This is a genomic window from Actinokineospora lacus (assembly GCF_053813445.1).
The window spans coordinates 478986-500254 of record NZ_JBQERA010000006.1 but is presented as its reverse complement, the minus strand read 5'-3'; the positions used below and the strand labels follow the sequence as shown (position 1 = coordinate 500254).

At 72.7% G+C, this 21269-nt stretch carries 24 protein-coding genes; 16 read left to right on the top strand and 8 right to left on the bottom strand.

What is annotated here, in order from left to right; all coding sequences use genetic code 11:
• Nucleotides 1–13: 13 nt before the first annotated feature.
• From ACTG9Q_RS18320 to ACTG9Q_RS18295, 6 genes are read right to left on the bottom strand one after another with little or no spacing between them, the layout of a single operon-like run.
• Nucleotides 14–1078, bottom strand: a complete 1065-nt coding sequence (locus ACTG9Q_RS18320; protein WP_455574005.1) for an ABC transporter substrate-binding protein — start codon at nucleotides 1076–1078, stop codon at nucleotides 14–16.
• Entirely contained in the window at nucleotides 1078–2367 is a 1290-nt protein-coding gene (locus ACTG9Q_RS18315; protein ID WP_455574004.1) for a sulfate adenylyltransferase subunit 1, read from the bottom strand. Before ACTG9Q_RS18315 ends, ACTG9Q_RS18320 begins: the two co-directional genes overlap by 1 nt.
• Complete coding sequence (cysD, locus tag ACTG9Q_RS18310; RefSeq protein ID WP_455574003.1) at nucleotides 2367–3281, bottom strand: sulfate adenylyltransferase subunit CysD; 915 nt, start codon at nucleotides 3279–3281, stop codon at nucleotides 2367–2369. The genes ACTG9Q_RS18315 and cysD overlap by 1 nt, the downstream gene beginning before the upstream one ends.
• Before the next feature lie 9 nt (nucleotides 3282–3290).
• Entirely contained in the window at nucleotides 3291–3989 is a 699-nt protein-coding gene (locus ACTG9Q_RS18305) for a phosphoadenylyl-sulfate reductase (protein ID WP_455574002.1), read from the bottom strand.
• Nucleotides 3986–4153: an Insertion element protein gene (locus tag ACTG9Q_RS18300; RefSeq protein ID WP_455574001.1), complete on the bottom strand. Its 168-nt coding sequence runs from the start codon at nucleotides 4151–4153 to the stop codon at nucleotides 3986–3988. The genes ACTG9Q_RS18305 and ACTG9Q_RS18300 overlap by 4 nt, the downstream gene beginning before the upstream one ends.
• Before the next feature lie 31 nt (nucleotides 4154–4184).
• The gene (locus ACTG9Q_RS18295) at nucleotides 4185–5867 is read right to left on the bottom strand and encodes a nitrite/sulfite reductase (RefSeq protein ID WP_455574000.1); all 1683 of its coding nucleotides are present in this window, start codon (nucleotides 5865–5867) and stop codon (nucleotides 4185–4187) included.
• A gap of 397 nt (nucleotides 5868–6264) precedes the next feature.
• On the opposite strand from ACTG9Q_RS18295, the gene hemW reads away from it, so the two are divergent.
• A complete protein-coding gene (hemW, locus tag ACTG9Q_RS18290) occupies nucleotides 6265–7479 on the top strand; it encodes a radical SAM family heme chaperone HemW (protein ID WP_455573999.1) in 1215 nt (404 codons plus the stop codon).
• Here hemW and ACTG9Q_RS18285 read toward each other — a convergent pair.
• On the bottom strand, nucleotides 7432–8076 hold the full coding sequence (locus tag ACTG9Q_RS18285) for a TetR/AcrR family transcriptional regulator (protein WP_455573998.1): 645 nt from the start codon (nucleotides 8074–8076) through the stop codon (nucleotides 7432–7434). The genes hemW and ACTG9Q_RS18285 overlap by 48 nt on opposite strands.
• A 56-nt stretch (nucleotides 8077–8132) precedes the next feature.
• On the opposite strand from ACTG9Q_RS18285, the gene ACTG9Q_RS18280 reads away from it, so the two are divergent.
• The gene (locus ACTG9Q_RS18280; protein ID WP_455573997.1) at nucleotides 8133–9356 is read left to right on the top strand and encodes a cytochrome P450; all 1224 of its coding nucleotides are present in this window, start codon (nucleotides 8133–8135) and stop codon (nucleotides 9354–9356) included.
• A 52-nt stretch (nucleotides 9357–9408) separates the two neighbouring features.
• Here the strand turns inward: ACTG9Q_RS18280 and ACTG9Q_RS18275 are convergent, their stop codons facing one another.
• Nucleotides 9409–10287 carry a bile acid:sodium symporter family protein gene (locus ACTG9Q_RS18275; protein ID WP_455573996.1) on the bottom strand — a complete coding sequence of 293 codons (879 nt, stop codon included), beginning with the start codon at nucleotides 10285–10287 and terminating at the stop codon, nucleotides 9409–9411.
• 168 nt (nucleotides 10288–10455) lie between these two features.
• Here ACTG9Q_RS18275 and hrcA point away from each other — a divergent pair, with 168 nt between their 5' ends.
• The 14 genes from hrcA (at nucleotide 10456) to ACTG9Q_RS18205 (ending at nucleotide 21261) form a co-directional block, all read left to right on the top strand.
• Nucleotides 10456–11481: a heat-inducible transcriptional repressor HrcA gene (gene hrcA, locus ACTG9Q_RS18270; protein ID WP_455573995.1), complete on the top strand. Its 1026-nt coding sequence runs from the start codon at nucleotides 10456–10458 to the stop codon at nucleotides 11479–11481.
• A gap of 56 nt (nucleotides 11482–11537) precedes the next feature.
• Complete coding sequence (gene dnaJ / locus ACTG9Q_RS18265) at nucleotides 11538–12695, top strand: molecular chaperone DnaJ (RefSeq protein WP_455573994.1); 1158 nt, start codon at nucleotides 11538–11540, stop codon at nucleotides 12693–12695.
• Nucleotides 12692–13423 (top strand): 16S rRNA (uracil(1498)-N(3))-methyltransferase, encoded by a 732-nt coding sequence (locus ACTG9Q_RS18260; RefSeq protein WP_455573993.1) that lies wholly within the window; start codon nucleotides 12692–12694, stop codon nucleotides 13421–13423. Before dnaJ ends, ACTG9Q_RS18260 begins: the two co-directional genes overlap by 4 nt.
• Nucleotides 13424–13742: 319 nt before the next feature.
• On the top strand, nucleotides 13743–14087 hold the full coding sequence (locus ACTG9Q_RS18255) for an HIT domain-containing protein (RefSeq protein ID WP_455573992.1): 345 nt from the start codon (nucleotides 13743–13745) through the stop codon (nucleotides 14085–14087).
• Nucleotides 14088–14184: 97 nt separating this feature from the next.
• The gene (locus tag ACTG9Q_RS18250) at nucleotides 14185–15243 is read left to right on the top strand and encodes a PhoH family protein (protein WP_455573991.1); all 1059 of its coding nucleotides are present in this window, start codon (nucleotides 14185–14187) and stop codon (nucleotides 15241–15243) included.
• Nucleotides 15244–15265: 22 nt separating this feature from the next.
• Entirely contained in the window at nucleotides 15266–15817 is a 552-nt protein-coding gene (gene ybeY / locus ACTG9Q_RS18245; protein ID WP_455573990.1) for an rRNA maturation RNase YbeY, read from the top strand.
• 13 nt (nucleotides 15818–15830) lie between these two features.
• On the top strand, nucleotides 15831–17153 hold the full coding sequence (locus ACTG9Q_RS18240; RefSeq protein ID WP_455573989.1) for a hemolysin family protein: 1323 nt from the start codon (nucleotides 15831–15833) through the stop codon (nucleotides 17151–17153).
• Complete coding sequence (locus ACTG9Q_RS18235) at nucleotides 17146–17481, top strand: cytidine deaminase (RefSeq protein WP_455573988.1); 336 nt, start codon at nucleotides 17146–17148, stop codon at nucleotides 17479–17481. Before ACTG9Q_RS18240 ends, ACTG9Q_RS18235 begins: the two co-directional genes overlap by 8 nt.
• Nucleotides 17478–17813 (top strand): (2Fe-2S) ferredoxin domain-containing protein, encoded by a 336-nt coding sequence (locus ACTG9Q_RS18230; RefSeq protein WP_455573987.1) that lies wholly within the window; start codon nucleotides 17478–17480, stop codon nucleotides 17811–17813. The genes ACTG9Q_RS18235 and ACTG9Q_RS18230 overlap by 4 nt, the downstream gene beginning before the upstream one ends.
• A 4-nt stretch (nucleotides 17814–17817) precedes the next feature.
• Nucleotides 17818–18726: a GTPase Era gene (era, locus tag ACTG9Q_RS18225; RefSeq protein ID WP_455573986.1), complete on the top strand. Its 909-nt coding sequence runs from the start codon at nucleotides 17818–17820 to the stop codon at nucleotides 18724–18726.
• Nucleotides 18727–19140 (top strand): DUF2752 domain-containing protein, encoded by a 414-nt coding sequence (locus tag ACTG9Q_RS18220; protein WP_455573985.1) that lies wholly within the window; start codon nucleotides 18727–18729, stop codon nucleotides 19138–19140.
• A 51-nt stretch (nucleotides 19141–19191) separates the two neighbouring features.
• Complete coding sequence (gene recO, locus ACTG9Q_RS18215; RefSeq protein ID WP_455573984.1) at nucleotides 19192–19932, top strand: DNA repair protein RecO; 741 nt, start codon at nucleotides 19192–19194, stop codon at nucleotides 19930–19932.
• A gap of 49 nt (nucleotides 19933–19981) precedes the next feature.
• Nucleotides 19982–20827 carry an isoprenyl transferase gene (locus tag ACTG9Q_RS18210; protein ID WP_455573983.1) on the top strand — a complete coding sequence of 282 codons (846 nt, stop codon included), beginning with the start codon at nucleotides 19982–19984 and terminating at the stop codon, nucleotides 20825–20827.
• On the top strand, nucleotides 20824–21261 hold the full coding sequence (locus tag ACTG9Q_RS18205) for a hypothetical protein (RefSeq protein ID WP_455573982.1): 438 nt from the start codon (nucleotides 20824–20826) through the stop codon (nucleotides 21259–21261). The genes ACTG9Q_RS18210 and ACTG9Q_RS18205 overlap by 4 nt, the downstream gene beginning before the upstream one ends.
• The last annotated feature ends 8 nt before the right edge of the window (nucleotides 21262–21269 follow it).

The window sequence follows — 21269 nt, the reverse complement described above, 5'->3', positions numbered from 1 at the left end:
GTTCTGTTCGGGTCTAGTTCGGGGTCTTGCGGCGGTCCAGCCCCGCCGAGTCGACGGCGGGCTGCCCGCGGGCGGCCAGCTCGGCGTTCAGCGCGGTGAAGTCGGCGAACCCGGCCAGGTCCACCGGGCGCAGGGCGATGCCCGCGGTGACCGAGTCCTCGGCCAGCTCGGGAAACGCCGAGGCGATCGGGTCGGTGGTCGGCTCGATGCCCGCGTAGGCGCGCGCGAGCACCGGCTCGCTCAGCGGTTTGCTGGTCAGCGCCTCGAGCTGGGTGTTCACCGCCGCCGCCGCGTCGCCAGGGTGGGCGAGGGCCCAGGCGTTGGTGGCGAGCAGGCCGCGAACCAGCGCGCGCACGGTCTGCGGGTGCTCGGCGAGGAACTGCGCGCGCACCAGCAGCACCGTCGTGGGGAAGCGCCCGGCGGGCCACAGCTCGGCCTCGTCGAGCAGGACCCGCGCGCCCGCGTCGAGCACCAGCCGCGAGGCCCACGGCTCGGGCAGCCAGGCGGCCTGCACCTCGCCCTTGGTGAACGCGGCGAAGGTCTGCGCGGGGTCGCGGTTGGTGACCTCGACCCGCCCGGTGAGCCCGGTCTCGGCCAGCCAGGTCTTCAGGGCGATGTCCTGGGTGTTGCCCAGCGCGGGGGTGACCACGACGCGGCCCGCGAGGTCTTCCGGCGAGGTGATCTCCGGCGCGGTCACCAGCTGCGCCCCGCCGGAGGTCGCCCCGGCGACCAGGCGCACCGCGCGGCCCTCGGACTTGGCGAAGGCGTTGAGCGCGGGACCGGAGCCGATGAACCCGGCGTCCAGCGACCCGCCGAGGAACGCCGAGACCTCGGTGGCGCCGTCGGTGAACTTCGTCGGCACCAGGGTCGTGCCGCCCAGCTCGGCGGCGAAGAAGCCCTTCTCCAGGCCGATCAGCGCCGAGGCGTGGGTGACGTTGGGGAAGTAGCCCAGCCGCAGCTCGGCGGCCGGTCCCCGGTCCGGCACCGGCCCGCGCTCCCACGCCTCGGTGCGCTGGACCCGGGTGCACCCCGAGACCAGCACCACCAACGCGGCGAGCGCCGCCAGCACCCTGGTCATCACGGCCCCGCGGGAACCAGGTCGAGGCCCGGCAGGCCCGCGCCGACCAGACCGGCGGCCAGCGTGCTGCCGTCGGCGGGGTCGATGACCAGGAACGCGCCGGTGCGGGGCACCGCGGTGTAGTTGTCCAGCGGCAGCGGCTCGGCCGTGCGCAGCCGGACCCGGCCGATGTCGTTGAGCTCCAGCGACTCCGGGGAGTCCACGATGGACAGGGTCTGCTCGTCGAACCGGGCGCCCAGCTCGGCGATGACCGCCTGCACCGTGCGGGTGCCGTGCTTGACCAGCACCCTGGCGCCCGACCGCAGGGGCTTGTCGCCCAGCCAGGCCAGGGTGGCGTCGAAGTCGTCGGACACCGACGGCGCCGCGTCGGCCGGGGCGATCAGGTCGCCGCGGGTGATGTCGATGTCGTCGGCCAGCAGCAGGGTCACCGACTGGCCCGCCCGCGCCTCGGTCAGCTCCCCGTCGGGGGTGTCCACGCGGGTCACCGTGGTGGTGCGGCCCGCGGGCAGCACGACGACCGCGTCGCCGGGGCGGACCGTGCCCGCCGCCACCTGGCCCGCGTAGCCGCGGTAGTCCGGGTGCTCGGCGGTGCGCGGGCGGATCACGTACTGCACCGGGAAGCGCAGCGGCACGTCGTGCGGGTCGGGCTCGACCGGCACCGACTCCAGGTGCTCCAGCAGCGTCGGGCCGGAGTACCAGTCGGTGTTGGCCGAGCGGTCCACGACGTTGTCGCCGACCAGCGCCGAGACCGGGATGGTGCGCACCGCGTCCGCCGCGTAGCCCAGGGCGGCGGCGTGCTGGGCGAACTCCTTGGCGATGACGGCGAAGGTCTCCTCGTCGTAGTCCACCAGGTCGATCTTGTTGACCGCCAGCACCAGCCGCGGCACGCCCAGCAGCGCCAGCACCGCGGCGTGGCGGCGGGTCTGCTCGATGACGCCCTTGCGCGCGTCGACCAGCAGGATCGCCAGCTGCGCCGTGGACGCGCCGGTCACCGTGTTGCGGGTGTACTGCACGTGCCCCGGGGTGTCGGCGAGGACGAAGCTGCGGTTCGGCGTGGCGAAGTAGCGGTAGGCCACGTCGATGGTGATGCCCTGCTCCCGCTCGGAGCGCAGGCCGTCGACCAGCAGCGACAAGTCCGGAGTGGACAGTCCCTTGTCGACGCTGGCGCGGTGCACGGCGTCGAGCTGGTCGGCCAGGACCGACTTGGTGTCGTAGAGCAGGCGCCCGACCAGCGTCGACTTGCCGTCGTCGACGCTGCCCGCCGTGGCCAGCCGGAGTAGGTCGGTCATCAGAAGTAGCCCTCCCGCTTGCGGTCTTCCATCGCGGCCTCGGAGAGCCGGTCGTCGGCGCGGGTCGCGCCGCGCTCGGTGAGCCTGCTGGCCGAGACCTCGGCGATCACCGCGGTGATGTCGGCGGCGTCGGACTCCACGGCGCCGGTGCACGAGCCGTCGCCGACGGTCCGGTAGCGCACCGTCTTCTCCAGCAGCTCCTCGCCGTCCTTGGGCCCGAACCACGGACCGGGGGTCAGCCACATGCCGTCGCGCTTGAACACCTCGCGCTGGTGGGCGAAGTAGATGTCGGGCAGGTCGATGCGCTCGCGCTCGATGTAGCGCCAGACGTCCAGCTCGGTCCAGTTCGACAGCGGGAACACCCGCACGTGCTCGCCGGGCTTGTGCCTGCCGTTGTAGAGGTTCCACAGCTCGGGGCGCTGGCGGCGCGGCTCCCACTGGCCGAAGGAGTTGCGCAGGCTGAAGATGCGCTCCTTGGCCCGCGCGCGCTCCTCGTCGCGGCGCCCGCCGCCGAAGACCGCGTCGAACTTGTTCCCGGTGATCGCGTCGAGCAGCGGCACGGTCTGCAGCGGGTTGCGGGTGCCGTCGGCGCGCTCGCTCAGGCGGCCGTCATCGATGTAGTCCTGCACGTTGGCCACCAGCAACCGCAGTCCGTGGCGCTGCACCGTGCGGTCGCGGAACTCGATGACCTCGTCGAGGTTGTGGCCGGTGTCCACGTGCAGCAGCGGGAACGGCACCGGGGCGGGCCAGAACGCCTTGACCGCCAGGTGCAGCAGGACGGTGGAGTCCTTGCCGCCGGAGAAGAGGATCACCGGGCGGTCGAACTCGCCCGCGACCTCCCGGAAGATGTGGATGGCCTCGGATTCGAGCCTGCCCAGGGCGTCCAGGCCTGCGGGGATGTCCGTCAGTGTCATCTCGTCCCTTTACCCGTGCAGTCCGCACTCGGTTTTGGATTGCCCTGCCCAGCGCCCGCTGCGCGCGTCCTGCCCCGGCAGCGGCTTGCTGGTGCACGGCGCGCAGCCGATGGACGGGTACCCGGCCCCGACCAGCGGGTTCTCCAGGATTCCGTGCTCGGCGATGTAGGCGGCGAACTCCTCGTCGGTCCACGCCGCGATCGGGTTGACCTTCACCAGGCCGTTGCGGTCGTCCCATTGCACGATGGGGGTGTTCGCCCGCGTCGGCGCGTCCACCCTGCGCACGCCGGTCACCCACGCGTCGTACCTCGACAGCGTGCGCTGCAGCGGCACGACCTTGCGCAGCAGGCAGCAGCGGCCCGGGTCGGTCTTGTTCAGCAGCCCGAACTCCGCCTCCTGCTCGGCCACCGACTGCTCGGCCTGCGCGGTGACGATGCGCGCCTCGGGGTAGACCAGGTCGACCGCGTCGCGCACGCCGATGGTCTCGGCGAAGTGGTAGCCGGTCTCCAGGAACAGGATGTCGAAGTCGCGCCTGGCCTGGTACGCCAAGTCGATGAGCACCGCGTCCTGCATGTTCGAGGCCACGATGAACTTCTCGCCGAAGGTCCGCGCGGTCCACTCCAGCGCCTCGGCCGCGCCCGCGTTGGCCAGCTCGGTCTCCGCCCGCGTGGCCAGGTCGCGCAGGTCTTCCCGCACGGTGTTGGTCATTCGTTCACCCCCGCAGTCGTGTCGCCAACGTAGAGACCGACGAACTTCACCGTGAAGACCCGCCGGCACAACATGCAGACCCATGCCCCCTGCGGCTCCTCGTGTGGTCGCAGGTCCTCCTCCCCGCAGAACGGGCAGTGGAACGGCACGGCGCGCTCGGTCACGGCCGCCTCCGGGTGGGACGTCGGTCGGCGCTCATCGCAGGTTCGCCTCGTCCGTCCTGGTGACCCACTGGGCGAAGCGCTCGTCCGGCGCGCGCTCGGCGACGTAGGCCCGGACCACGCGCTCGACGTAGTCGGGCAGGTCGTCGGCGGTCACCTTGTGGCCGCGCAGCTTCTTGCCGAACCCGGCGTCCAGGCCGAGCCCGCCGCCCAGGTGCACCTGGAAGCCCTCGACCTGCGCGCCGCCGTCGTCGGTGACGATCTGTCCCTTGAGGCCGATGTCGGCGGTCTGGATGCGCGCGCAGGAGTTCGGGCAGCCGTTGATGTGCACCGAGATCGGCGCGGTGATGCCGTCGGTGATGTCCTTGAGCCGGGTCTCCAGCTCGGCGACCAGGGTGTGCGCGCGGGCCTTGGTCTCGACGATGGCCAGCTTGCAGAACTCGATGCCGGTGCACGCCATCACCCCGCGCCGCCAGGGCGAGGGCTCAACCTGCAGCCCCAGCTTGGCCAGGTCGGCGCGCAGCCCGGAGACCTCGGTCTCGGGCACGTCCAGCACGACGAGCTTCTGCTGCGGGGTGAACCGCACCCGGCGCGACCCGGCACGCTCGGCGGCCTTGGCCACGTCGATGAGGATGGTGCCGGAGACGCGCCCGGCGATCGGGGCGGCGCCGACGTAGAAGTTGCCGTCCTTCTGCCGGTGCACGCCGACGTGGTCGACCGGGGTGGACGCGACCGCGGGGGCGGGGCCGTCGACCAGCGTGCGGTGGAGGTACTTCTCCTCCATGACCTCGCGGAACTTCGCCGCGCCCCAGTCCTTGACCAGGAACTTGATCCGGGCCCGGCTGCGCAGGCGGCGGTAGCCGTAGTCGCGGAAGACGCTGATCACCGCGCCGTAGACGTCGGCGACCTCGGCCAGCGGCACCCAGGCGCCCAGGCGCTGGCCGATCATCGGATTGGTGGACAGGCCGCCGCCGACCCAGACGTCGAAGCCGGGGCCGTGCTCGGGGTGCACCACGCCGACGAAGGCCACGTCGTGGATCTCGTGGGCGATGTCGGGCAGGCCGGAGACCGCGGACTTGAACTTGCGCGGCAGGTTGGCGTACGCCGGGTCGCCGACGAAGCGCTCCAGGATCTCGGCGATCGCCGGGGAGCCGTCGATCACCTCGTCCTCGGCGATCCCGGCCACCGGCGAGCCGAGCACGACGCGGGGGGAGTCGCCGCAGGCCTCCATCGTGGTCATGCCCGCGCCCTCCAGCTTGCGCCAGATGGCGGGCATGTCCTCGATGCGGATCCAGTGGTACTGGATGTTCTGCCGGTCGGTGATGTCGGCGGTGTCGCGGCCGTAGGTCTGGGACAGCTCGCCCAGGACGGTCAGCTGCTCGGTGGTGACCGCGCCGCCGTCGGTGCGCACGCGGAGCATGAAGAACTCGTCGTCGAGCTCCTCGGGCTCCAGCGTCGCGGTGCGCCCGCCGTCGATGCCGGGCTTGCGCTGGGTGTAGAGGCCGTACCAGCGGAACCGCCCGCGCAGGTCCCCGGGGTCGATGCTGTCGAAGCCGCCGTGGGCGTAGATGTTCTCGATGCGCGCGCGGACGTTGAGCGGGTTGTCGTCCTTCTTCGAGCGCTCGTTCGGATTCAGCGGCTCTCGGTAGCCGAGCGCCCATTGGCCCTCGCCGCGGCGCGCGCGCTTGGCGGGCGAGGGGGTGGTGGTGGGAGACACCGGTACGTCCTCCGGGTCGGGGCGCTCGCGCACGTGGACCCGAGGACAACCGTGCGGTTGTCACACCTGCCAGCGCGCCGACGCCTGCTGAATTCGAGACAGGTTGCCCGCGTCAGAGACGCGGGCGGCACATCGCGCTGGAAACGCGACGGAAATCCACGTGGCGGCGGGCCACGAGTCGGACTTCGGTCGCTGCTGACATGTCCCCAGACTGCCACGCGTCCAGGGTGTGGTCCACCGCCATCCGCATCATGGGATACCCGGCGCCCCGCTTGCCTTCTGCCAGGCCACATGGCAGATCGATCATCGTCCACTGTGGTCGGCAATGACCGGACATTTGTCCTCGACCGGAGAGGTCGGAATGTACGGTCTTTAGTCCGGATGACAGGATTGGCGGGTGCCTTCCGTGCTTCCCGACGGTGATCCGGCGCCCGCGGACGGGGCGCTGCCTGTTAGCGCGCTCACATCCGTGGGCACGCGGCCGTTCGGGGTCTATGTCCACGTCCCGTTCTGCGCCACCCGCTGCGGGTACTGCGATTTCAACACGTACACGCCGGGGGAGCTGGGCGGGTCGGCGTCGCCGTCGTCGTGGCTGGACGCGGTCGGGCGGGAACTGGAACTGGCGGCCACCGTGCTGGGGTCGGCGCCGCCGGTGTCGACGGTGTTCGTGGGCGGGGGGACGCCGTCGCTGCTGGGCGCCTCGGGGCTCGCGTCCGTGCTGGACCACGTCCGGTCCGCGTTCGGCCTGGCGCCCGGGGCCGAGGTGACCACCGAGTCCAACCCCGAGTCGACCTCGCCGTCGTTCTTCGCGGAACTGCGCGAGGCCGGGTACACGCGCGTGTCGCTGGGGATGCAGTCCGCGGCCGAGCACGTGCTGCGGGTGCTCGACCGCGTCCACACCCCGGGCCGCGCCGTCGCGGCGGTCGGCGAGGCGCGGGCGGCCGGGTTCGACCACGTCAACCTCGACCTGATCTACGGCACCCCCGGCGAGCGCGCCTCGGACCTGGCCGCCTCCCTCGACGCGGTGCTGGCGGCGGGGGTGGACCACGTGTCCGCCTACGCCCTGATCGTCGAGGACGGCACCGCCCTGGCCCGCCGCGTCCGGCGCGGGGAGCTGCCCGCCCCCGACGACGACGTGCTGGCCGACCGCTACGAGCAGGTGGACGCCGCGCTGAGCGGGGCCGGGCTGCGCTGGTACGAGGTGTCGAACTGGGCGGCGTCCGACGACGCCCGCTGCCTGCACAACCTCCTCTACTGGCGCGGCGACAACTGGTGGGGCGCGGGGCCGGGCGCGCACAGCCACGTCGGCGGGGTCCGCTGGTGGAACGTCAAGCACCCGGCCCGGCACGCGGGCGCCCTCGCCGAGGGGCGCTCACCGGCCGCGGGGCGCGAGGTCCTCTCCGCCGACGACCGCCGCGTCGAGCGCGTCCTGCTGGAGCTGCGCCTGGCCGAGGGCCTGCCCGTGGACGTCCTGGACGACGCGGCCCGCGCCGAGGCGGCGGCCGCCGTCGCTGACGGCCTGCTCGACCCCGTGGCGCTGGGCGAGGGCCGCTGCGTCCTCACCTCAACCGGCAGGCTGCTCGCCGACGCCGTGGTTCGCAGGCTGACCTGAGCGCAGGCCGCCGAGCATCCGGCCGATGACGGAGCTGAACTCCGCGCGGAGGGCGGGCTGCCCGGCCGGGTCGGTCTCGGCGAGGGCCAGGCCCGCCGAGCCCAGCAGCCAGAAGCAGATGCGGGTGGCGGTGCCCAGCGGGATCGGGTCGAGCAGGCGCAGGGCGACCAGTTCGCCGAGGACTTCCTCGATGTGGGCGTAGGCGTACTTCCCCTCGGCCTCCTGCCACGCCTTCCAGCCCAGCGCGATCGGGCCCTCCTGCCACACGATCCGGCTGTAGACCGGGTCGAGGCACTGGTCGAGGAACGCCTCCACGGCGGCGAGGGCGCCCTGCCAGGGGTCGGGGGCGGCGGCGCGGGCGGCCTTGATGTGGGCCAGCCCGGCGATCTCCTGCTCGTCGAGCACCGCCTCGAACAGGGCCTTCTTGCTGCTGAAGTGGTGGTAGACCGCGCCGCGGGTGGCGCGGATGTCGGCGGCGATGTCCTCAAGGCCGGTGCCCGCGAAGCCGTGGGTGGCGAAGCGCTGGGTGGCCGCGTCGAGCAGGGCGGTCCGGGTCGCCTCGGAATATTGCTCGCGTCGGCTCCTGGGGGCGGACATGGCGTGTACCGTATCGACATACGCTGAGTATGTGACCGACACGGGGTAGGTTGACGATGACCGAGATGCTCCTGTTCAACCCGTTCGCACCCGGCTTCACCGACGACCCGTACCCGCACTACCGCGAGCTGCGCGACGCCAGCCCGGTGCAGGAGCACCCGCTCGGGTTCTGGTTCGTCACCCGCCACGACGACGTCGCCGACCTCCTGCGCGCCGGGCTGTCCGTCGAGCAGCGCAACCTGGCCCCGCACCCGGTCCGCGACCAGATCCGCGAGTCCTCCGGCGACGGCCACTTCCGCGGCAAGGGCCTGTCCATGCTCGACCGCGACCCGCCCGACCACACCCGCCTGCGGTCCCTGGTCGCCAAGGTGTTCACCCCCCGCGCCATCGAGGGCCTGCGCCCGCGCATCGCCGCGCTGGTCGACGAGGGCCTCGACCGCCTGGCCGACGGCGGCGACGGCGGCGACGTCGTCGCCGAGCTGGCCTTCCCGCTGCCCTTCGCGGTGATCAACGAGATGCTGGGCATGCCGCTGGCCGACGGCGACCACATCCGCGAGCTCACCGGCACCCTGGTCCGCTCCCTGGAACCCATCGCCGACCCCGAGCTGGCCCGGCGCGTCAAGGCCGCCGATGCCGAGCTCTCCGCACTCTGCGCCGAGGTCATCGCCGCCAAGCGCGCCAACCCGGCCGACGACCTCCTCACCGCCCTGATCCGCGCCGAGCAGGACGGCGACGTCCTCAGCGACGACGAGCTCGTCGCCCAGGTCGTCCTGCTCTACGTCGCGGGCCACGAGACCACCGTCAACCTGGTCTCCAACGGCGTCGTCGCCCTCCTGCGCCACCCCGAGCAGCTGCGCGCGATCCGCGAGGACCCCGCCCTGATCGGCAACGCGGTCGAGGAGCTGCTCCGCTACGACTCCCCGGTGCAGTCCGGCAGGCGCGTCACCACCGCCCCGGTCACCGTCGGCGGCCAGGAGATCCCGCCGGGCAGCTTCGTCATCGTCGGCCTGGCCTCGGCCAACCGCGACGAACGCTTCTGGGGCCCCACCGCCGACGCCCTCGACATCACCCGCCGCGACGCCCGCCTCCACGTCTCCTTCGGCGCGGGCCCCCACCACTGCCTGGGCGCCGCCCTGGCCCGGATGGAGGCCCAACTCGCCCTGGGCGGGCTGATCGCCCGCTTCCCCGGCCTGGCCCTCGCCGGGGACGTCGAGTGGAACGGCCGCATCAACCTGCGCGGCGCCGCCCGCGTCCCGATCACCACGCGCGGACAGCGGTGACACCCGCGGGGACCGAGGCCGCGTTTCAGATGTGGAGCACGGCCTAGGCCGACTACGGCACCGCCGCGCGCCGCCTGGTCCCCACGGCGTAGGCCATGGCCGCGGCCGGGATGAACATGACCACCCCGTACACCGCCGCGGGCACCGCCATCGTCGGGTTGTCCAGCAGCGCGGGCGACAGCGCGATGGTGATGGCCAGCGTCGAATTGTGGATGCCCACCTCGAACGACGAGGCGATCGCCTGCCCGCGCTCGACCCGCGCGAGCCGGGGCACCAGGTAGCCCAGGCCCAGGCTGATCACGCACAGCAGCAGCGCCACCAGGCCGACGTCGCGCAGGTAGCCCAGGATGTTGTCCCGCTCGGCGATCATCGCGCCCGCGATGACCAGCGCGAGCACGATGATCGACGCGATCTTCACCGGCCGCGTCATCCGGTCGGCGAAGTCGGGGAACCGCTTGCGCACGGCCATCCCGACCGCCACCGGCACCAGCACGATGGCGAAGACCTGCAGCATCTTCGCGGGCTGGAGCCCGATCTCCGCCCCGCCGCCGAGGAACCCGTCGATGGCCAGGTTGACCACGATCGGCAGCGTCACCACCGCCAGCACCGAGTTGATCGCCGTCAGCGTGATGTTCAGCGCGACGTCCCCGCCCGCGAGGTGGCTGAAGATGTTCGCCGTCGTCCCGCCCGGCGACGCGGCCAGCAGCATCATGCCCACCGCGAGCAGCGGTTCGAGGTCGAACAGCAGCACCAGGCCCAGGCACACCGCGGGCAGCACCAGGACCTGCACGCCCAGCGCCAGCAGCGCCGCCTTCGGGACCTTGGCCACCCGAGTGAAATCGGCCACGGTCAGGTGCAGGCCCAGGCCGAACATGATGATCGCCAGCGCGATCGGGAGGAAGATCGTGGTCAGCGTCGAGGAGGCTTCCATCGCGGCTCCGTAACGTGAGGGGGCCTGAAGATTCGGGCAGAGCCGACGGCCCACGCAAGGGGGCTCCGGCACTGATGTCCGAACGTGATCGGGCACCGAGCAACCACGCGAGCGCCGACGCTCCGTAAACTTGAGTCGAGACCAGCAGGTTTTGCCGAGGAGGTGGGTATGAGCAGCGCGGACGAACGGCGGTTCGAGGTCCTGCGCGCCATCGTCGCCGACTACGTCCGCGACAACGAGCCGGTCGCCTCCAAGGCGATCGTCGAGCGGCACAACCTGGGCGTCTCCAGCGCGACCGTGCGCAACGACATGGCCTCGCTGGAGGAAGAGGGCTACATCACCCAGCCCCACACCAGCGCGGGCCGCATCCCCACCGACAAGGGCTACCGGCTCTTCGTCGACCGGCTCAGCGAGGTCAAGCCGCTGACCGGGGCGGAGCGCAGGGCCATCCGCAGCTTCCTCACCGGCGCCATCGACCTCGACGACGTGATGCGCCGCAGCGTGCGGCTGCTGGCCCAGCTCACCCGCCAGGTCGCGGTGATCCAGTACCCGACCCTGACCACCTCGACCGTGCGCCACGTCGAGGTCGTCGGCATCACCCCGGCCCGGCTGATGCTGGTGCTGATCACCGACACCGGCCGCGTCGACCAGCGCGTCGTCGACCTCGGCGACGTGATCACCGACGAGTCCGTCGCCCGCCTGCGCGCCATGCTCAACACCGCGCTCACCGGCAGGCGGCTCACCGACGCGGCGGCCAAGGTCGCCGAGCTGCCCGAGTCCGCGCCCGGCGACCTGCGCGACCACGTCATCAAGGTCAGCACCGTGCTGGTCGAGTCGCTGGTCGAGCACCCCGAGGAGCGGCTGGTGCTCGGCGGCACCGCCAACCTCACCCGCAGCGCGACCGACTTCCCGAACTCCCTGCGCCAGGTGCTCGAGGCGCTGGAGGAACAGGTCGTCGTGCTCAAGCTGCTGGCCGCCGCGGGCGACTCGCGCACCATCACCGTGCGCATCGGCGAGGAGAACGAGGCCGAGGAGATGCGCAGCACCTCGGTGGTGTCCATCGGGTACGGCCGCCTCGGCGGCAACCACCTCGGCGGGCTCGGCGTGGTCGGTCCGACGCGCATGGACTACCCGACCAACATCGCCGCCGTGCGCGCGGTGGCCAACTACGTGGGAGAGATCCTCAGCCAGTAGGCGGGGACGGTTATCGAGGGAGCCCCGGGGCGCCCGGGGCAGGAGGATTGAACACGGTGGCGAGGGACTACTACGGCACGCTGGGCGTGCGCCCGGACGCGAGCGCTGAGGAGATCAAGCGCGCCTACCGCAAGCTCGCGCGCGAACTTCACCCCGACGTCAACCCTGACGAGGCCGCCCAGCAGCGCTTCCGGGAGGTCACCGCCTGCTACGAGGTCCTGTCCGACCCGCAGAAGCGCAAGATGGTCGACCTCGGCGGCGACCCGCTGGCCAACGGCGGCGGCGGTGGTGGGGGCCGCGACCCGTTCGGCGGGTTCGGCCTCGGCGACATCATGGACGCCTTCTTCGGCGCCGCGGCGGGCGGTGGCAGCGGGCGCGGCCCGCGCAGCCGCGTGCAGCCCGGCTCCGACGCGCTGCTGCGCATCGAGCTGACCCTGGAGGAGTGCTCGACCGGCGTCAGCCGTGACATCACCGTCGACACCGCCGTGCTCTGCGACGTCTGCCGGGGCTCCGGCTGCGCGGCGGGCACCAGCCCCACCACCTGCGACACCTGCCACGGGCGCGGCGAGGTCCAGTCGGTGCAGCGCTCGTTCCTCGGCCAGGTCGTCACCGCCCGCGCCTGCCCGGTGTGCCGCGGCTTCGGCGAGGTCATCCCGGACCCGTGCAGCCAGTGCATCGGCGAGGGCCGGGTCCGCGCGCGGCGCACCATCACCGCCAAGATCCCGCCGGGCGTGGCCGACGGGATGCGCGTGCGCCTGTCCGGCCAGGGCGAGGTCGGCTCCGGCGGCGGCCCGGCCGGTGACCTCTACGTCGAGGTCCAGGAGCTGCCCCACCACACCTTCGAGCGCGCGGGCGCCGACCTGCACTGCACCCTGCGCGTGCCCATGACCACCGCGGCCCTGGGCTCGGTGCTCAAGCTGGAGACCCTGGACGGGCAGGTCGAGCTGGACCTGGCCGCGGGCACCCAGGCGGGCACCGAGCTGGTGATGGCCGGGCGCGGCCTGCCCCGGCTGCGCTCCACCGGCCGCGTCGACGGCCGCGGCGACCTGCACGTGCACATCGAGGTCGAGGTGCCCACCAAGCTCGACGCCCGGCAGAGCGAGCTGCTGCGCGAGCTGGCCGGGCTGCGCGGCGAGGAGGACGGCACGCTGGCCGCCGCCAACGGCCGCGGCGGCGGGCTGTTCTCCCGGCTGCGCTCGCGCCACCCGCGATGACCCTGGCGCTGTTCCTGGTGGAGTCGGTGCCCGAGACCGACTTCACCCTGGACGGTCCGGAAGGCCGCCACGCCGCTGCCGTGCGGCGGCTGCGCGCGGGGGAGGAGCTGCTGGTCTCCGACGGCCGCGGCGCCGTGGCCCGGTGCACGGTCCGCGCCGCGGGCCGCGACACGCTGGACCTCGGGGTCGACCGGCGCTGGAGCGAGCCCGCCCCCTCGCCGCGCGTGGTCGTGGCCCAGGCACTGGTCAAGGGCGACCGCGGCGAGCTGGCCGTGGAACTGGCCACCGAGGCGGGCGCCGACGAGATCATCCCGTGGCGCGCGCGGCGCAGCGTCGCCAGGTGGGAGGACGGCCCGCGCGGGGACAAGGCACTCGCCCGCTGGCGCGCCACCGCCAGGGAGGCGGGCAAGCAGTCCCGCCGCCCGTGGCTGCCGGTCGTGGCCGAGCCGGTCGACACCGCCGCCCTGTCCCGACGGGCGGAGCGGGCCGCCCTGGTGCTGGTCCTCGAGGCGGGCGAGGCGACCCGCCTGGCCGAGGTGGCCCTGCCCGCTGAGGGCGACATCGTGCTGGTCGTCGGCCCGGAGGGCGGCATCGACCCGGCCGAGCTGACCGCCCTGACCAGCGTCGGAGCGGTCCCGGTCCGGCTGGGTCCGAGCGTGCTGCGCACCTCCACCGCCGCGGCGGTCGCCCTCGGCGCGATCGGCGTCCTGACGCCGCGCTGGCACTGACCGCGAACCCCCCAACTCGCGGTGGCGCGGGTACCACAGGTCGGGCTACGCTTCTCCCACGGCATCGGCCAAAGGAACCAATCGAGTGGTTCCGGGCCGAGCCGGTGGACGACCGCCGGACACCTCCCCCCTCGGTCCGGCGGCGCCGCGCTGGGCGGTGGGGCGACCCCCAGGTTCCACCGCCCGCGCGGCTTCTCCAGGAGCGCTTCGGCTCGAAGTGCCGCGCGGTGATCCCACTCGAACGGACGCTCGCCCGCGAGGTCCGGCATCCGCACGACCACCCGTCTTCTCCTCGGGGTCGGTGCATAAGCTGGCGCGCATGAGCGCCGAGTGCCTGTTCTGCCGGATCGTCGCGGGGGAGATCCCCTCGACCAAGGTCCACGAGACCGACACCGTCTACGCCTTCCGCGACATCAGCCCGCAGGCGAAGGTGCACGTCCTGATCGTGCCCAAGGTCCACCACGAGGACATCGCCGCGCTGGCCGGGCAGCCGGAACTGCTCGCCGACGTGATCGCCGCGGGCGCGGCGGTGGCCGCCATCGAGGGCGTCGCCGAGTCCGGGTACCGGTTCGTCGCCAACACCGGCGACGACGCCTGCCGCACCGTCTTCCACGCCCATCTGCACGTTCTCGGCGGCGAACAGCTGGCGGGCTTCGGCCGCTGAGCGTTTCTCCGGTGCGCGCCATCGGTGTGCAGGGCTAGCATCGGTTACGGCCACCCCGAAAGCAGCGCGCGGGCGCAGAAGGCAGGACCGAGAGCACGTGACGACCGGTAGCGAAGAGGGCGCGGAGTCCCAGTCCGAGGGAACCGACGCCGCCCAGTCCCGGTTCGCAGTCCCGGAAGGGGCCGTGCTGGCCCTGCTCGGTTCCCGCGATGAGAACCTGCGGCTGGCAGAGGAGCTGCTCGAGGCCGATGTGCACGTCCGAGGCAACGAGGTGACCCTCTCGGGCACCCCGGCGGACGTCGCCTTCGCCGAGCGGGTGTTCACCGAGCTGATCACCCTGGCCGGGCGCGGGCAGCAGCTCGGTCCGGACACGGTCCGGCGGACGATCGCCATGCTCTCGGCGGGCACGGCCGAGTCCCCGGCCGAGGTGCTCAGCCTGGACATCCTGTCCCGGCGCGGGCGCACCATCCGCCCCAAGACCCTGAACCAGAAGCGCTACGTCGACGCCATCGACGCCAACACCATCGTCTTCGGCATCGGCCCGGCGGGCACCGGCAAGACCTACCTGGCCATGGCCAAGGCGGTCCAGGCCTTGCAGGCCAAGCAGGTCAACCGGATCATCCTCACCCGCCCGGCGGTCGAGGCGGGCGAGCGCCTGGGCTACCTGCCCGGCACCCTCAACGAGAAGATCGACCCGTACCTGCGCCCCCTGTACGACGCCCTGCACGACATGGTCGACCCGGAGTCGATCCCGCGCCTGATGGCCGCCGGGACCATCGAGGTCGCCCCGCTCGCGTACATGCGCGGTAGAAGCCTCAACGACGCGTTCATCATCCTGGACGAGGCGCAGAACACCACGCCGGAGCAGATGAAGATGTTCCTGACCCGGCTGGGCTTCGGCTCGAAGATCGTGGTCACCGGGGACATCACCCAGGTCGACCTGCCCGGTGGGCAGCGCAGTGGGCTGCGGGTGGTGCGCGACATCCTCGCCGGGCTCGACGACGTGCACTTCTCCCTGCTCACCAGTGCCGACGTGGTCCGCCACCGGCTGGTCGGGGACATCGTGGACGCCTACGAGCGCTGGCAGGACGAGCAGGAGAGCACCCCCGAGCCCGCGCCCCGGGTCCGGGCGGGCGGGCGCAGGCAGGGCCGTTAGCCGTCCCAGGGACAATGAGCCGGTGAGCATCGAGATAGCCAACGAGTCGGGGGTGGCGGTCGACGAGGTGTCGATCGTCGCCGCCGCCCGGTTCGCCCTGGACCGGATGAACGTCAGCGCCCTTGCCGAGCTGTCGGTGCTGCTGGTCGAGCTGGAGGTGATGGCCGACCTGCACGAGCGCTGGATGGACCTGCCGGGCCCCACCGACGTCATGGCCTTCCCGATGGACGAGCTGGACAGCGCCCGGCGCCCAGACGCATCCGACATGGGGCCCGCGCTGCTCGGCGACATCGTGCTCTGCCCGGAGTTCGCCAAGGACCAGGCGCGCAAGGCCGGGCACGGCCTGGCCGACGAGCTGCACCTGCTCACCGTGCACGGCGTGCTGCACCTGCTCGGCTACGACCACGCCGAGCCCGCCGAGGAGCGGGAGATGTTCACGCTGCAGAAGCGCATCCTGACCGACTTCCGGGCCGCGAGCACCGACGCGCGGCGGCGGGCCGCGCAGCGCGTCGAGGACGACAAGCTCCTCGGCGCCGTCGGGCTCACCGAGCCCGACTCGACCGACAAACGCTAGCCCGGGGGAGCCGTTGTCCGCCGATTCGGCAGGTCTGCTCGTCATCGCCGTCCTGCTCGTGCTCGCCGCCGGGGTCTTCGCCGCGGCCGACGCCGCGCTCTCCACCGTCTCCAAGGCCCGCGTCGACGGGCTCGTCCGGCAGGGGCGCGCCGGCGCGCGGCAGCTCGCCGCCGTGCTGTCCGAGCGGCCCCGCCACATCAACCTCCTGCTCCTGCTGCGGCTGAGCTGCGAGCTGGCGGCCACGGTGCTGGTCGCCGCGGTCTGCCTGCGCCACATCGAGCCCGGTCTGCTGGCCGGGCTCATCGCCGCGCTCGGGATGCTCGTGGTGTCCTACGTGCTCGTCGGCGTCGGTCCGCGCACCATCGGCCGCCAGCACCCCTACAGCGTCGGGCTGCTCCTGGCCGGTCCCGTGCGCGCGCTGGGGACCGTGCTCGGGCCGCTGTCCCGACTGCTGATCATGGTCGGCAACGCGATCACCCCGGGCAAGGGCTTCCGCGAGGGCCCGTTCTCCTCGGAGGTGGAGCTGCGCGAGCTGGTCGACATGGCCGAGGAGCGCGGCGTCGTCGACGCCGACGAGCGGGAGATGATCCACTCGGTGTTCGAGCTGCGCGGCACCATCGCCCGCGAGGTGATGGTCCCGCGCACCGAGATGGTGTGGATCGAGCAGGCCAAGTCGGTGCGCCAGGCGCTGGCCCTGTCGCTGCGCACCGGGTACAGCAGGCTGCCGGTGATCGGCGAGAGCGTCGACGACATCGTCGGCACGGTGAACCTCAAGGGCCTGGTGCGCGCCTGGATGGAGCCCGGCGCGGAGAACCGCACGGTGGCCGAGCTGATGGGCGCGGCCTCGTTCGTGCCCGACACCAAGCGCGTGGACGACCTGCTGCGCGAGATGCAGGTGTCCAAGAACCACCTGGCCATCGCCGTGGACGAGTACGGCGGCACGGCGGGCCTGCTGACCATCGAGGACATCCTGGAGGAGATCGTCGGGGAGATCACCGACGAGTCCGACACCGACGACCGGCCCCCGGTCGAGCACCTCGACGACGGCGCGGTGCGGGTCAGCTCGCGGCTGCCGGTCGAGGACCTCGGCGCCCTGTTCGGCATGGTCCTGGAGGACCCGGACGTGGAGACCGTGGGCGGGCTGCTGGCCCAGCGGCTGGGACGTGTGCCACTTCCCGGCGCGGAGGCCGAGATCACCGGGCTACGGTTCCGTGCCGAGGGCGGCAAGGACAGCCGCGGCCGGGTGCGCATCACCTCGGTCGTCGTGCGCCGGTCCGAGGCCGCCGCGGAACCGGCCGACGAGGCCGAGCGGGAGAGGAGCGTCGAGCGTGGCTGAGCTGGACCCGGAGGACGCCAAGATCGTGACCCTGGCGCGCTCGAGCCGGGCGCGCACCGGTGCGGCGGAGGGGGCCGCGGTCCGCGACACCGACGGCCGCACCTACGCCGCTGCCAGCGTCGACCTGCCCTCCCTGAAGCTGACCGCGCTGCAGGCGGCCGTCGCCGCCGCGGTCTCCAGCGGCGCGCCCGGCCTGGAGGCCGCCGCCGTGGTCACCGCGGCCGACGCCGTGGACGCCGCCTCCGTCGCCGCGGTGCGCGACCTGTCCGCCGACGCCCCCGTGCTGCGCGCGGACGCCTCGGGCGCGGTCGTCGACATCCTGCGGTGAGGCTCACCGTCTGCGCGGAGTGCTTCAGCGGATCGGTCCCCGATGACGCCACCGTCGACCGGGCGGGGCGGCTGGCCCGGCTGCGGGCCCTCGCGGCGGAGACCGGCGCGAGCGTGCGGACCGCCGACTGCCTGGACACCTGCGACATCGCGGGCGTGGTGGTCGTCCAGGCGAAGGGCAGCGCGCCGGTGTGGCTGGGCTGGGTGCTCTCCGACGCCGTCTTCGATGACATCGAAAGCTGGCTGACCTCGGGCGGACCGGGCGTGGCGCCGCTGAGGGACACCCTTGACCTGCACCGCATCACGGCTCCCGGACTGCGAAGGGCACAATGAGGCGGTGAGTGACAACGACTCCGCGCACCGGTCCGGGTTCGCCTGCGTCATCGGGCGGCCCAACGCGGGTAAGTCGACGCTGACCAACGCCCTCGTCGGCGGCAAGATCGCCATCACCTCCAGCAAGCCGCAGACCACCCGGCACGCCATTCGCGGCATCGTGCACCGACCCGACGCGCAACTGGTCATCGTGGACACCCCCGGCCTGCACCGCCCCCGCACGTTGCTGGGAGAGCGGCTCAACGACATCGTCCGACAAACCTGGTCCGAAGTGGACGTCGTCGGGTTCTGCGTGCCCGCCGACCAGAAGGTCGGACCAGGGGACAAGTTCATCCTCGCCGAGCTGGTGAAGGTGGCCCGCAAGACGCCGATCATCGGCGTGGTCACCAAGACCGACCTGGTGGCGCCCGAGCTGGTGGTCGAGCAGCTGCTCGCCCTGCAGGCCGCCTTCGACTTCGCCGAGCTGATCCCGGTCTCGGCCAAGGACGGCTACCAGGTGGGCACGCTGGCCGACCTGCTGGTCGCCCGGCTGCCCGAGGGCCCGCCGCTCTACCCCGGCGGGGAGCTGACCGACGAGCCCGAGGCGATCCTGGTCGGCGAGCTGATCAGGGAGGCGGCGCTGGAGGGCGTGCGCGACGAGCTGCCGCACTCGATCGCGGTCACCGTCGAGGAGATGGTGCCCCGGGAGGGCCGCGACGACCTGCTGGACGTGCACGCGTTCGTCTTCGTCGAGCGGTCGAGCCAGAAGGGGATCATCCTCGGCCACCGCGGCGAGCGGCTCAAGCAGGTCGGCACGGCGGCGCGCCAGCAGATCGAGGCGCTGCTGGGCACGCGCGTGTACCTGGACCTGCACGTCAAGGTCGCCAAGGACTGGCAGCGCGACCCGCGCCAGCTGCGTCGCCTGGGGTTCTAGATGCTCGTGCCCCGGCGGTCGCTGCTCTCGGCGCTGGGGCCCGGGGCGCTCGTGGTGGGCGGCTGCGTGGCCGTCGTGCTGGCCGACCCGACGACGCCGGGCGGGTGGCTGCCGACGTGCCCGACGAAGTCCGCCTTCGGGCTGTGCTGTCCGGGCTGCGGTGGTCTGCGGATGCTCTACAGCCTGCTGCACGGGGATATTGGCGCCGCGCTGCGCTACAACGCTGTGTCCCTTGTGTTCGGTGCGCTGTTCGCCTGGGCTGTCGTGGTGTGGACGGTGGGGCGCGTGCGGGGGCGGCGCGCGCGGTCGTGGCCGCACTGGCGGTACACCCCGCACGTGGTCATCCCCGTGCTGGTCCTGTGGTTCGTGGTGCGCAACCTGCCCTTCGCCCCGTTCGCCGCGCTGTACGTGTGACCGCGGCGTGAGCAGGTCTGGTCACCCCTGCCGACGCCCTAGGATGCGTGGGTGAGCCTCTACCGCGACACCGGGGTGGTGCTTCGCGTGCAGAAGCTCGGCGAGGCGGACCGGATCATCACCCTGCTCACCCAGAAGCACGGCAAGGTCCGCGCCGTGGCCAAGGGCGTGCGCAAGATGACCTCGCGCATCGGCGCGCGCGTGGAGCCCTTCGCCCACGTCGACGTGCAGTTCTACACCGGGCGCACGCTGGATGTGATCACCCAGGTGCAGACGCTGGACGCCTTCGGGGCGACCATCGCCGCCGACTACCGCCGCTACACCGCGGCGTGCGCGGTCCTGGAGACCGCCGACCGGCTCTCCGCCGAGGAGGGTGAGCCGGTCCTGCGCCTGTACCTGCTGGTCGCGGGCGCGCTGCGGGCCCTGGCCGACGGCACCCGCGACGCCTCCCTGGTGCTCGACGCGTTCCTGCTGCGCGCGCTGGCGTTCGCCGGTTGGGCCCCGGCCATCGGCGAGTGCGCCCGCTGCGGCGAGCCCGGCCCGCACCCCGCCTTCAGCGTGCAGGCGGGCGGCTCGGTCTGCTTCCGCTGCCGCCCCGCGGGCTCGGCCAGCCCGTCGCGGGACGTGCTGACCCTGATGGACGCCCTGGCCCACGGCCTGTGGGACGTCGCGGAGGCCAGCGGCGAACCGGTCCGCAGGGAGACCTCCGGCCTCGTCGCCGCGCTGCTGCAGTGGCACCTGGAGCGCCAGCTGCGCTCGCTCCCGCTGGTGGAGCGCAAGCGGAGCCCGTGACCGCCGCTCGGTAGGATCGCCTGACATTCTTCCCCCCATCGGAGGTACCGTGCTGCGACGGCGGCCGCCCAGCAGGAGTGCGGCGGGAAGGCCGATCTGCCCGCCCCGGCCCCACCCCTCCGGCGCCCGGCCGCCGGTTCTGCCCGCCGACCTGGTGCCCAAGCACATCGCGATCGTGATGGACGGCAACGGGCGCTGGGCCAACCAGCGCGGCCTGACCCGCGTCGAGGGGCACAAGCGCGGCGAGGCGCAGGTGGTCGAGGCCGCGATGGGCTGTCTTGAGCTGGGTGTTAAATGGCTCTCGCTCTACGCCTTCTCCACCGAGAACTGGCGGCGCAGCCCCGAGGAGGTGCGCTTCCTGATGGGGTTCTCCCGCGACGTCATCCGCCACCGCACCGACGAGCTCGACGAGATGGGCGTGCGGATGCGCTGGGCCGGTCGCAGGCCGCGGCTGTGGCGCAGCGTCATCAAGGAGCTGGAGGTCGCCGAGGAGCGCACCCAGCCCAACGACCGCCTGAACCTGGCCATGTGCATCAACTACGGCGGCCGCGCCGAGATCGGCGACGCCGCCCGCGAGATCGCCCGGCAGGCCGCGGCGGGCAGGCTCAACCCGGAGAAGGTCGACGAGCGCACGCTGGCCCGGTACATGTACCAGCCGGACATGCCCGACGTGGACCTGTTCATCCGGCCGTCGGGGGAGCGGCGCACCTCGAACTTCCTGCTCTGGCAGTCCGCCTATGCCGAGCTGGTGTTCCAGGACGTCCTCTGGCCCGACTTCGACCGCACCCACCTGTGGGCCGCCGCGACCGAGTTCGCCCGCCGCGACCGCCGCTTCGGCGCCGCCCAGGACTCCGACGAGGTCGCCGCCCTGCTCGAGACCGGAGACACCGCATGAGCACCGAGACCGAGCTGCTGGCCCGTACCCGCGAGGCGCTGGAGCTCTACCACGACGTCACCGCCGACGACGACGGCTCGCTGACCTTCCGCCACGGCGAGGTGCCGTGCGCGGTGCAGGCGATGCAGCTGGCCGAGGGCCTGGTCGTGCTGAGCCTGACCTGCGTCGTGGCCTGGGACCTGCCCGAGGACCCCGCGCTGGCCGTCTCCGCCGCCGAGCGCGCGGGCCAGGGCCTGTTCGGCACCCTGGGCGTCGTGCGCACCGAGCGGGGGATGGACGTGACCCTGCGCTACGCCTTCCCCGCCCACGGCTTGGAGGTCGCCCCGCTGGGCACCCTGCTGCTGCTGGTCGTCTCGACGGCTTCCCAGTTGCGCGCCGACCTGCTGGGAACAACCGATTCGGCTACACCCGACGTCCAGCGCTCCCGGAAGTGACCCCCCGG